We start from the raw sequence: 10,261 nt of genomic DNA, 5'->3' as shown, positions 1-10,261 counted from the left end.
GGTCTAGGGTGGGCGTGACGGCAGGAGGTGCGGGATGGAGATCGACCTCAACGCCGACCTCGGCGAGGGGTTCGGCATCTGGCGGCTCGGCGACGACGACGCGCTGCTCGACATCGTCACCAGCGCCAACATCGCCTGCGGGTTCCATGCGGGCGATCCGCTGACGATCCGCCGCACCTGTGCCGCCGCCGTCGACCGCGGTGTGATCATCGGCGCCCAGGTCTCCTACCGCGACCTGGCGGGGTTCGGGCGGCGGGCGATGGACGTCGATCCGGAGGAGCTGTCGGCCGAGGTGCTGTACCAGATCGCCGCGCTCGACGGGGTCGCGCGCGCGATGGGCGGCCGGGTGGCCTACGTCAAGCCGCACGGGGCGCTCTACAACCGGGTGGTGCGCGACGCCGTGCAGGCCGATGCGGTGGTCAGCGCGGTCGCCGCCTTCTCCCCCGCGCTGCCGCTGCTCACCCTGCCGGTCTCGGTGCTGCGCGAGGTGGCCGCCGAGCGGGGCGTGCCGACCGTGGCCGAGGCGTTCGCCGACCGCGCCTACACCGCCGACGGGCGTCTCGTCCCGCGGCGCGAGCCCGGCGCGGTGCTGCACGACGTCGGCGAGGTGGCGGCCCGCGCCGCCCGGATGGCCGCCGGGGGCACGGTCACCGCCGCCGACGGCACCGAGGTGAAGGTCGCGGCCCGATCGCTGTGCGTACACGGCGACACCCCGGGGGCGGTCGCCATGGCCCGCGCCGTCCGGAACGCGCTCACCGCGGCCGGTCTGTCCGTGCGGCCCTTCGCGTGACCGGCGGCCAGGCGCCCGCGATCCGGCGGGCGGGCGAGCACGGCCTGCTCGTCGAGACCGGCGAGCTGGCGATCTCCCACCGCCTGGACGCGCTGCTGCGCGCCGAACGCCCGCCCGGCGTCGTGGAGATCGTGCCCGGCCCGGCGACCGTACTGGTCGTCGCCCCCGGCGTCGATCTCGCGCGGCTGCGCGCCCGCCTTTCCGATCTCGCCCGTACGGCGGGCGAGGCGCCCCCCGCGCGCCCGTCCGGCACCGACACCGTCGTCATCCCCGTCGTCTACGACGGAGCCGACCTCCCCGGCGTCGCCGAGCTGACCGGCCTTTCCGTCCGGGATGTCATCGCCCGGCACACCGGCACCGAGCTGGTCGCCGGCTGGCTCGGCTTCGCCCCCGGGTTCGCCTACCTGACCGGCCTGGACCCCGAGCTGCACGTACCCCGCCTGGCCACCCCGCGCACCTCGGTGCCCGCCGGGGCGGTCGCCATCGCCGGGCCCTACTCGGCCGTCTACCCGTCCGCCTCGCCGGGCGGCTGGCGGCTGATCGGGCACACCACCCTGCGCACCTGGGACGTGCGCGCCGATCCGCCGTCGATCCTGCGCCCCGGCACGCGGGTGCGGTTCCAGGCGGCGGGCCCGTGATCGACGTCCTCGCGCCCGGGCCCTACGCCACCATCCAGGACCTGGGCAGGCCCGGCTACGCGCATCTGGGCGTGCCCCGCTCGGGGGCGGCCGACGAGCGCGCGCTGACGCTGGCCAACCGCCTGGTCGGCAACCCCGAGGGGCACGCGGGCATCGAGCTGACCTTCGGCGGGGCCCGGCTGCGCTTCGCGGATCCGGCCTGGATCGCCGTCACCGGCGCGCCCTGCCCGCTGTACCTCGCCGGGCGGGTGGCGGAGATGTACGCCCCGGTCTGGGTTCCGGCTGGGGCGGAGCTGGTGGTCGGGGCTCCCGCGGCGGGGCTGCGCACCTATCTGGCGGTGCGGGGCGGCGTCGAGGTCGAGGCGGTGCTCGGCAGCCGTTCGCACGATTCGCTGTCCGGGCTCGGCCCGCCGCCGCTGCGTCCCGGCGACCGGTTGCCGGTGGGCGTGGCGGGCGACCGGCCGATCACGGTCGATGCCGTGCCCGGCCCGGCGTTCCCGGCGGCTCCGGTGCTCGGCGTGCTGCCGGGGCCGCGCGAGGACTGGTTCACCGAGGAGGCGCTGCGCGCCTTCTACGGCACGCCGTACGAGATCACGCCGGAGAGCAACCGTGTGGGCGTACGGCTGCGCGGCGCGGCGCTGCACCGGGCCCGCGAGGGCGAGATCCCCAGCGAGGGCATGGTCACCGGCGCCGTCCAGGTGCCACCGGACGGGCGGCCCATCGTCTTCCTGCCCGACCATCCGCCCACCGGCGGCTATCCGGTGATCGGCGTGCTGACCTCCCGCGCCCTGGCGGTCATCGCGCAGCTCCGCCCCGGTGACCAGGTCCGTTTCCGCCCCGGTGGGCCGGGCGCGCGGTGAGTCCACTTCGTCGTGCCGGTGTGCCGCCAGGGGGCGGGCGGTACTGCTTCATCGCGGGTGCGTGGCGGACGCCCCGTCCAGGACCTTGATGATCTGGTGGGCGGCCCGGCCGAGTTCTTCGCGGACCTGGAGGGCGTCGATCTCTCCTGTCTCGGAACTCACGTCGCCTCGCCCGACCGGCACCCGGACGCAGGCCTCGTCCACGACCGCCGCCCCGGTGTAGCCCAGGACGACGCGCAGCGCGCGATGGGCGCCCTGCGCACCGGTGGTGGACGACGAGATGTTGATCCAGCCTGCGGGCTTGCCGACGATCTCGACCCCGCCGACGGTCCAATCCAGCAGGTTCTTCATCGAACCGGGCAGATCTCCCGCGTACTCCGGCGTGCAGAACAGCAGCGCGTCGGCCTCGGCGATCAACGCACGGAGGCGGACGACCTCGGCGGGAAGGGGGTCGACGTCGTCATCCGGGTTGAAGTGGGGAAGCTTCGTCAGGTCGAGATAGGCCAGGCAGCGAACCGCGGTACCGAGGAGTTCGGGCACCGCCCGCACCACGGCGGTGTTGGTGGATCCTGCCCGTGTGCTGCCGCTGATCAAAAGGAGATTCATGGCGCGGCCTCTCAGGTCAGCGAGCGGGGCGGTGCTCGACGGCGAGTTCGGCTGCTCACGCTAGAACCTTGACACCGGTGTCAAGGCAAATCCGGCATGAGCCAGGCGCAGGGCCGAACGGCGGCACCCGCGCCCGCATCCCCGCGTACCGCCGGGCGCGCCATGCAGGCGGTTTCACGCGCCCCTGGTCACTCGTCGTACGCATGCGCCTTCAGCACGACCGCCGCGTTGAAACCCCCCGCTCCCCTGGCCGCCACCAGGACCGTGCCGAGCGAGCCGTCCCGGGCCTCGGTCACCAGGTCCAGGCCGTGCCGCCGGGCCGCCTCGCCGGCATCGACGTTGACGGTGGGCGGCAGCACGCCGTGCGAGATCGCCAGCGCGGCCCAGGCCAGGTCCAGTGGCGCGCCCCCCGAGCACAGCCGCCCGGTCATCGTCTTGGGAACGGTCACCGGCACCCGCCGGTCGCCGAACACCTCCCGCAGCGCCCGCGCCTCCAAATCGTCGGCGAAGACGTCGCCGGCCCCGTCGGCGAAGACGGCGTCCACGTCGTCGGGCGTGCAGCCGGAGCGGGCGATCGCCTCGCGCATCGCCCTGGCGTACTGGTGCGACTGCGCGGGCGGGCGGGTCGCGTCGGTCGCGTCGTGGGTCGCGGCCGACCCCGACACCTCGGCGTAGACGGTCGCGCCGCGCAGGTGCGCGCGCCGCCACTCCTCCACCACCAGCATCGCGCCGCCCTCACCCGGGACGTGCCCGGCCGCGTCCGGGGCGAACGGCCGGTAGGCCGTGGCCGGGTCGGGGTCGCGGCTCAGCGTCTGCTGCCCCGCCTGGCACGCCATCGCGTAGGGCGACAGCGGCGCCTCGGTGCCGCCGGTCACCACCACGCCGGTGCCCCTGGCGATCAGCCGCCGGGCCTGGGCCAGCGCGTCCACGCCGCCCGCCGCATCGGCGACCAGGACCCCACAGGCCCCCTTGAGCTGGTGCTTGATCGAGATCTGGCCGCTGCTGGCCGCGTAGAACCAGCCGATCGACTGGTAGGCGCTCACCGAGCGCGGGCCCTCGTTGTAGAGGGCCTGGATCTCCCGCTGCCCGAAGGCGTTGCCGCCGGAGGCCGCCGCCGTCACCACCGAAAGGTGGAAAGGGAACTCCTTTCGCGTGTCCAGACCGGCGTCGGCGAGAGCCAGATCGGTGGCCGCCAGCGCCATCCACGTCCAGCGGTCGGTCTGGACGAGCAGGCGGTTGGCCACGAACTCGGTCTCATCGAAGCCGGGCACCTGCCCGGCGACCCGCACCGGCAGGCCGGCCGCGGTGCGGTCGGGCAACTCCCGGATGCCGCTGCGCCCGGCCAGCCCGGCGAACCAGTGGTCGGCCGCGCCGACACCGGTCGGGGCGACCACCCCGATGCCGCTGATCACCGCCCGTTGCCGCACTAGTCACCCCCGGAGCCTGGAAAAGATCATCGCTGACTGGAACCCGCCGAACCCGCTGCCCGCCGACAGGGCGTGCGTGACGGTAGCCTCCCTGGCCACGACCGGGATGTAGTCCAGGTCGCAGTGCGGGTCGGGAGTGGTGAGGTTGGCCGTCGGCGGCAGCACGCCGCGCTCGATCACCAGTGCGCAGGCGGCCATCTCGATGGAGCCGATGGCCCCGAGCGAGTGGCCGATCACCGACTTGATGGAGCTGATCGGCACCTGCCGCGCCGCCGCGCCGAGCGCCCGCTTGTAGGCGGCGGTCTCGTGCCTGTCGTTCTGTTTGGTGCCCGAGCCGTGGGCGCTGACGTAGCCGATGTCGGCGGGGTCGAGGCGGGCCTGGTCCAGCGCCTCGCTGATCGCCTCGCCCAGCTCGAACCCGTCGGGCCGCAGCCCGGTCATGTGGAAGCCGTTGGCCCTGGCCGCGGACCCGGTGATCTCGCAGTAGACCCGGGCGTCCCGGGCCAGGGCGTGCTCCAGTTCCTCCACGATCAGCACCGCGGCGCCCTCGCCGAGCACGAACCCCTTGCGGTCGGCGTCGAACGGCCGGGAGGCCCGCTCGGGGTCGTCGTTGCTCGGCGTGGTGGCGCGGATGGCGTCGAAGCAGGCGACCGTGATCGGGGAGATCGGGGCGTCCGACGCCCCCGCGATCATGATGTCGGCCTCGCCGTCCTGGATGAGGGTGTGGGCGTGCCCGATGGAGTCGATCCCAGAGGTGCAGCCGGTGGACACCACCGCCGCCGGGCCGCGCGCGCCGAGCCGCACGGCCAGCTCGCTCGCCCCACTGGCCGGGACCAGCGCGCCGTACAGGAACGGCAGCGCGTGCCGCGCCTCCACCTCCCAGTGGCGGCCGTGGTCGCTGGCCACGACGTACTCGTCCTCCAGCCGGATGGTGGCGCCGACCGCGCTGCCCAGCGACACGCCCATCCGGTCGTGGTCGATCGCCTCGGGGGTAAGGCCCGAGTCGGCGAACGCCTCGTCCGCGCACGCCATCGCCATCAGCACGAACCTGTCCAGCCGCCGGACCTCCCGCGGGGTGAACCCGTGGCAGGTCGGGTCGAAGTCGCACTCGGCGGCGACCTGCGAGCGAAACGGCGCCGGGTCGAACACGCTGATCCGCCGGATCGCCGGCTTGCCGCCGACGATCCGCGCCCAGAACTCCTCCCTGGAGCCCCCGCCCGGAGCGATCACGCCCACTCCGGTGACGACGCTGCGGCGACCGGTCATGCCGGCTCCGCGGCCGGCTCGCCGAGCGTCTCGGTCTCCACGTGGCCCAGCTCGGGCCGGGGGGCCAGCGGGGCCAGGGTGAACACCACCAGCGCCTCCTCCTCGCCGGTGTTGACCACCCGGTGCCGCACGTTGCGCGGGATGAGGACGGCGTGGTCCCGGCCGGCCGCGGTCGGGGTGCCGTCCAGGTCGATGCGCACCTCACCGCGCGCGACGAACAGGTATTCCTCCGAGTAGGGGTGGTAGTGCTCGGTGATCCGCTCGCCCGGCCCGAGGCGCACCGCGCCGCAGAAGCCGAACGCCGAGCCCACCGTGCTCGGCGCGACCAGCGTGCGCAGGTCGCCGCCGCGCCGCCGGTTGGCGATCACGTCGTCGAAGCCCACGACGGCCTGGCGGCGCAGCCGCACCCGCTCGGCGATCAGGTCCATCTGGATGCGGCTGTTGCGGTTGATGTGCTCGGTCATCCCGGCGGTGTCCACCGGCGCGCCCGGCTTCATGTGGAAGTCCTGGATCCACCGCATCCGGGTGCGGTCGGCCTCCAGCGCCTCGTAGGTCCAGGTGATGTTCATGAACTCGAACGGCCCGGTCTCCACCCGTCTGGCCCGCACGGTGTAGGTGTCGAGGTCCCACTCGCGGTAGGACACCCACGACCACTGCCTGCCCTCCTCGTCGGGGTGCATGGTCAGCCGGAAGGTGACCGCGTTGGCCTCCTCCGACAGCACCTCGACCTTGGCGTACTCGGTGAACAGGTCGGTCCAGCCGCGCACGTCGTTGGTGTGCCGCCAGACGAACGCGATGGGCGCGTCGATGTCCACGACGTTGTCGGTGTGGCCGATCATGCCGCACTCTCCAGTCGCTGGTTGACCAGGTGCTTGGCCTGCTGCGGGGACGTCTCGGCCACGAGGTCGTCCTCGACGTCGACGCCGAACTTCTCCTGGATCCGGGTGGCGATCTCCATGCGGGCCAGGGAGTCGAGGTCGAGCTCTTCGAAGGTGAGCGCGAGCGACTCGTCGGGCACGCCTGGTGACAGTCCGACCGCGATGAGTAGCGTACGTAGGTCCTGATCGGTGAGTATCTGTGACATGGGTGACTCCAGGGGGAATGGACTTGTTCATCGACGATTTCAGAAGATCGGGCTCATAGGCCGCCTGCCAGAAGGTCGTTGACGAACCGGGTGGTGTGCCGCCCGTCGGCGAAGACGGGATGGCCCAGCAGCCGGCGGAGCAGCGGGATGGTGGTCCGCACCCCCGGACCGGCCACGGTGGTCTCGGCCAGCGCCCGTTCGGCCCGGGCGATGGCCTGCTCGCGGGTGCGCCCCCAGGCGACCAGCTTGGCGATCAGCGAGTCGTAGTAGGGCGGGACCGTACCGCCCGCCACGAACCCCGCGTCCACCCTGATGCCCGGGCCGCCGGGGAGGTCGAGCCGGTCCAGCCGCCCCGGGGTCGGCCGGAACTCGGCGTCGGGGTCTTCGGCGTTGATCCGGCACTCCACGGCCGCGCCGTCGAGGCGGACGTCGCGCTGGGTGTAGCCCAGCGGCTCGCCCGCGGCGATGCGGATCTGCTCGCGGACCAGGTCCAGGCCGGTGATCATCTCGGTCACCGGGTGCTCGACCTGGATGCGCGCGTTGATCTCCATGAAGGTCGCCGCGCCGTCCGGGGCGAGCAGGAACTCCATCGTGCCCGCCCCGGTGTAGCCGACGCTGAGCGCCCCGCGCACGGCGTGCCGGCCCAGCTCGGCGCGCTGCCCATCGGACAGCCCGGGGGCCGGGGCCTCCTCCACCAGCTTCTGGTTCCGTCGCTGCAACGAGCAGTCGCGCTCGCCCAGATGGACCGCGCCGCCGTGGCCGTCGCAGAGGATCTGCACCTCCACGTGCCTGGCCCCCGGCACGTAACGCTCCAGGTAGACATCGCCGTTGCCGAACAGGGAGCGGGCCAGCGCCACGGTCTCCCGGTAGGCGTCGCGCAGCTCGGCCGCCGAGCCCGCCACGGCGATGCCGCGCCCGCCGCCGCCCGCCGCGGCCTTGACCACCACCGGGTAGCCGGTCGTGGTGGCGGCGATCCGCTCGGCCTCGGCCAGGCTCGTCACCGGCCCGGCGCTGCCCGGCAGCACCGGGAGCCCGGCCTCGTCCATCAGCCCGCGCACCCGCGCCTTGTCGCCGACCCGTTCCATGACCTCGGGGGCGGGCCCGATGAAGGTGATCCCGTTTTCCGCGCACACCCGGGCGAAGTCGGCGTCTTCCGACAGGAAGCCGTACCCGGGGTGGACGGCGTCGGCCCCGTGCCGCCGGGCCGCCTCGATCAGGCTCGGCATGTAGAGGTAGCTGCGCCGCGAGGGCGGCGGCCCGACGCACACCGCCTCGTCGGCGAACGCCACGAACGGGGCCCCGGTGTCGGCCGTGGAGTGGACGGCCACGCACGGGACGCCCATCTCCCGGCACGTCCGGATCACACGCAGCGCGATCTCGCCGCGGTTGGCGATGAGGATCTTCTTGAACGGCGCGCTCACGTCGCGCCCTCCACTCTGACCCGCAGCAGCTCCTGGCCGTACTCGACCGGCTGCCCGTCGGCCACCAGGATCTCCACCACCTCGCCCGGCCACTCGCACGGCACCTGGTTCATCAGCTTCATCGCCTCGACGATGCCGACCGGCTGCCCGGCCGCGAGGCGGTCGCCCGCGCGGACGAACGGGGCCTCGCCGGGCTGCGGAGCGGCGTAGAAGGTGCCGACCAGCGGGGCGCGGACGGCCTTCACCCGCGAGTCGGCGGCGGCGGGAGGCACCGGCGCGGGCACGGCGGACGCGTCGTCGACCGGCCGTCCGGGCTCCGCCACGGCCGGGCGCGCCCAGGCGATCTCCAGCGAGCACTCCCCCACCCGCAGCGCGACCCGCTCGACCGCACCGGGGATCGTCTTGACCAGGCTGCTCACCTCCGCCCGGAGCAGGCGCAGCTCCTCACCGCGCGCCGAGCCCAGCACCATCGGCTCATCAGCCATCGGTCACCATTCCCAGCCGGCGAAACCTCGCGTGCCTGCGCTCCCTGCGGCCCGTGGCCGGCTCCTTGGCCTCCTCCTCGATCGCGGCGAGCAGGGCCGCGGCGAGGTTGGCCGCCGCCGCCGCGTGGTCGGCCTGCGCTCCGCCGTACGGCTCGCGGATCACCCCATCGGCGACGCCGAGCCGCAGCAGCTCCGGCGCGGTCAGCCGCAGCGCCTCGGCCATGGCCGGGCCCTGGGAGGGGTCGCCGCACAGGATCGTGGAGCAGCTCTCCGGGCTGATCACCGAGTAGCAGGAGTGCTCCATCATCAGCAGCCGGTCGGCGACGGCCAGCGCGATCGCACCGCCGCTGCCGCCCTCGCCGGTCACCACCGAGACGACCGGCACCTGAAGGTCGGACATGCCGGCGATGGTCTCGGCGATCGCCCACGCCTGGCCGCGTTCTTCGGCCTCGACGCCGGGGGCGGCCCCCTGGGTGTCGACGAGCGTGACCACGGGCAGGCCGAGCCGGTCGGCGAGCCGCATCAGCCGTAGCGCCTTGCGGTAGCCCCATGGGTGCGGCATCCCGAAGTTGCGGGCGACCAGCTCGGCGGTGCCGTGGCCCTTCTGGTGGCCCACCAGCACGACCCGTGAGCCGCCGATCGAGCACAGGCCGCCCACGATCGCGGGATCGTCGCCGTGCGCGCGGTCGCCGTGCAGCTCGACGAAGTCGTCGGCGATCAGCCGGATGTAGTCGAGGGTGGTGGGCCTGCGGATGTCGCGCGCGGTCCGGACGACGTCCCAGGCGCTGAGGCCGGTGTCCAGCTCGCCGGAGTCGGTGACGACCGCGACGCCCGGCTCTCGTCCCGAGGGCGGAGCCGGGCCGACCGCCGGGGCCGCGAGGTCGAGTACGCGGGTCAGCAGCGGGCGCAGGGACCCGCGGTGTTCCACCCGATCCAGCAGGCCCTTGCCGTGGAGGTGTTCGGCGGTCTGGAAGCCCTCGGGCAGCGGGCGGCCGGTGGCCGCCGCGATGACGCGTGGCCCGGCGAAGCCGATCAGCCCGCCCCGCTCGGCCACCAGGACATCGCCCAGGGTGGCGAACGACGCGGTGACGCCGCCGAAGGTGGGGTCGGCCAGGACGCAGACGCGCAGCACGCCGGCCCGCTCCAGCCTGCGCAGCGCCTGCGCGGTGGTGGCCATCTGCATGAGCGACAGCGCGCCCTCCTGCATGCGCGCCCCGCCTGAGCAGGTGATGAGGATCAGCGGGGTGCGGGTGTCCAGGGCCTCGTCGGCCGCCCTGGCCACGGCCTCGCCCACCGCCGAGCCCATGCTGCCGCCCATGAACCCGAAGTCCATCGCGAGCACGACGACCTCGTGCCCGCCGATGGCGCCCCGGCCGTGGCAGGCGGCGTCGGCCAGCGAGGTCGCGCGCCTGGCCTGGGCGAGGCGGGCCGGGTAGGGCCGGGAATCGGAGAACCCCAGCGGGTCGCCGCCGCGTACGGCGGGCGCCGGCCGGAAGGAGCCGGGATCGAGCAGCATGCGCAGCCGGCGCAGCGCCCCGATGCGCCGGTGATGCCCGCATTCGGGGCAGACGTGCAGGTCGCGGTCGAGCTTCGGCACATAGAGCAGCGAACGGCAGCGCCCGCAGGACGTCCAGCGCCGCTCACCGGCCTCGGCCGGGCCACCGGCGGCGGATGGTTCCGGGAC

At 74.1% G+C, this 10,261-nt stretch carries 11 protein-coding genes; 3 read left to right on the top strand and 8 right to left on the bottom strand.

Features of this window, described 5'->3' with window-relative positions; translation table 11 throughout:
- Positions 1-34: 34 nt before the first annotated feature.
- Genes C1I98_RS28305 through C1I98_RS28295 form a run of 3 tightly spaced genes read left to right on the top strand, consistent with a single transcriptional unit; the run spans position 35 to position 2,288 of the window.
- A complete protein-coding gene (locus C1I98_RS28305; RefSeq protein ID WP_111170455.1) occupies positions 35-790 on the top strand; it encodes a LamB/YcsF family protein in 756 nt (251 codons plus the stop codon).
- A complete protein-coding gene (locus C1I98_RS28300; RefSeq protein ID WP_233508264.1) occupies positions 787-1,428 on the top strand; it encodes a 5-oxoprolinase subunit B family protein in 642 nt (213 codons plus the stop codon). The genes C1I98_RS28305 and C1I98_RS28300 overlap by 4 nt, the downstream gene beginning before the upstream one ends.
- Positions 1,425-2,288, top strand: coding sequence for a 5-oxoprolinase subunit C family protein (locus C1I98_RS28295; protein ID WP_111170454.1), 864 nt, complete (start codon positions 1,425-1,427; stop codon positions 2,286-2,288). The genes C1I98_RS28300 and C1I98_RS28295 overlap by 4 nt, the downstream gene beginning before the upstream one ends.
- Before the next feature lie 48 nt (positions 2,289-2,336).
- Here C1I98_RS28295 and C1I98_RS28290 read toward each other — a convergent pair whose 3' ends face one another.
- The 8 genes from C1I98_RS28290 to C1I98_RS28255 all read right to left on the bottom strand — a co-directional run.
- Positions 2,337-2,894, bottom strand: a complete 558-nt coding sequence (locus C1I98_RS28290) for an NADPH-dependent FMN reductase (RefSeq protein ID WP_111170453.1) — start codon at positions 2,892-2,894, stop codon at positions 2,337-2,339.
- Positions 2,895-3,082: 188 nt separating this feature from the next.
- Positions 3,083-4,321, bottom strand: coding sequence for a beta-ketoacyl synthase N-terminal-like domain-containing protein (locus C1I98_RS28285; protein WP_111170452.1), 1,239 nt, complete (start codon positions 4,319-4,321; stop codon positions 3,083-3,085).
- 3 nt (positions 4,322-4,324) lie between these two features.
- Entirely contained in the window at positions 4,325-5,587 is a 1,263-nt protein-coding gene (locus tag C1I98_RS28280) for a beta-ketoacyl-[acyl-carrier-protein] synthase family protein (RefSeq protein ID WP_111170451.1), read from the bottom strand.
- Positions 5,584-6,426, bottom strand: a complete 843-nt coding sequence (locus C1I98_RS45385) for a cupin domain-containing protein (protein WP_111170450.1) — start codon at positions 6,424-6,426, stop codon at positions 5,584-5,586. The genes C1I98_RS28280 and C1I98_RS45385 overlap by 4 nt, the downstream gene beginning before the upstream one ends.
- Positions 6,423-6,671, bottom strand: a complete 249-nt coding sequence (locus C1I98_RS28270) for an acyl carrier protein (RefSeq protein WP_111170449.1) — start codon at positions 6,669-6,671, stop codon at positions 6,423-6,425. Before C1I98_RS28270 ends, C1I98_RS45385 begins: the two co-directional genes overlap by 4 nt.
- Before the next feature lie 53 nt (positions 6,672-6,724).
- Positions 6,725-8,092, bottom strand: coding sequence for an acetyl-CoA carboxylase biotin carboxylase subunit (locus C1I98_RS28265; RefSeq protein ID WP_199537276.1), 1,368 nt, complete (start codon positions 8,090-8,092; stop codon positions 6,725-6,727).
- Positions 8,089-8,577, bottom strand: a complete 489-nt coding sequence (gene accB, locus C1I98_RS28260; protein ID WP_199537275.1) for an acetyl-CoA carboxylase biotin carboxyl carrier protein — start codon at positions 8,575-8,577, stop codon at positions 8,089-8,091. The genes C1I98_RS28265 and accB overlap by 4 nt, the downstream gene beginning before the upstream one ends.
- The coding region (locus C1I98_RS28255) for an acetyl-CoA carboxylase carboxyltransferase subunit alpha (RefSeq protein ID WP_199537274.1) at positions 8,570-10,261 on the bottom strand (1,692 nt) is incomplete at its 5' end. The genes accB and C1I98_RS28255, both read right to left, overlap by 8 nt.

It is taken from the genome of Spongiactinospora gelatinilytica, assembly GCF_003236385.1.
In the GTDB taxonomy this organism is placed as follows: domain Bacteria; phylum Actinomycetota; class Actinomycetes; order Streptosporangiales; family Streptosporangiaceae; genus Spongiactinospora; species Spongiactinospora gelatinilytica.
The sequence above is the reverse complement of the archived record's forward strand: the minus strand, read 5'-3'. Positions and strand labels throughout refer to the sequence as shown.

What these genes read in the sequence shown, in the direction of transcription:
- C1I98_RS28290 (WP_111170453.1), bottom strand. Translation starts at nt 2,894, where the DNA reads ATGAATCTCCTTTTGATCAGCGGCAGCACACGGGCAGGATCCACCAAC.
- C1I98_RS45385 (WP_111170450.1), bottom strand. Translation starts at nt 6,426, where the DNA reads ATGATCGGCCACACCGACAACGTCGTGGACATCGACGCGCCCATCGCG.
- C1I98_RS28280 (WP_111170451.1), bottom strand. Translation starts at nt 5,587, where the DNA reads ATGACCGGTCGCCGCAGCGTCGTCACCGGAGTGGGCGTGATCGCTCCG.
- C1I98_RS28270 (WP_111170449.1), bottom strand. Translation starts at nt 6,671, where the DNA reads ATGTCACAGATACTCACCGATCAGGACCTACGTACGCTACTCATCGCG.
- accB (WP_199537275.1), bottom strand. Translation starts at nt 8,577, where the DNA reads ATGGCTGATGAGCCGATGGTGCTGGGCTCGGCGCGCGGTGAGGAGCTG.
- C1I98_RS28305 (WP_111170455.1), top strand. Translation starts at nt 35, where the DNA reads ATGGAGATCGACCTCAACGCCGACCTCGGCGAGGGGTTCGGCATCTGG.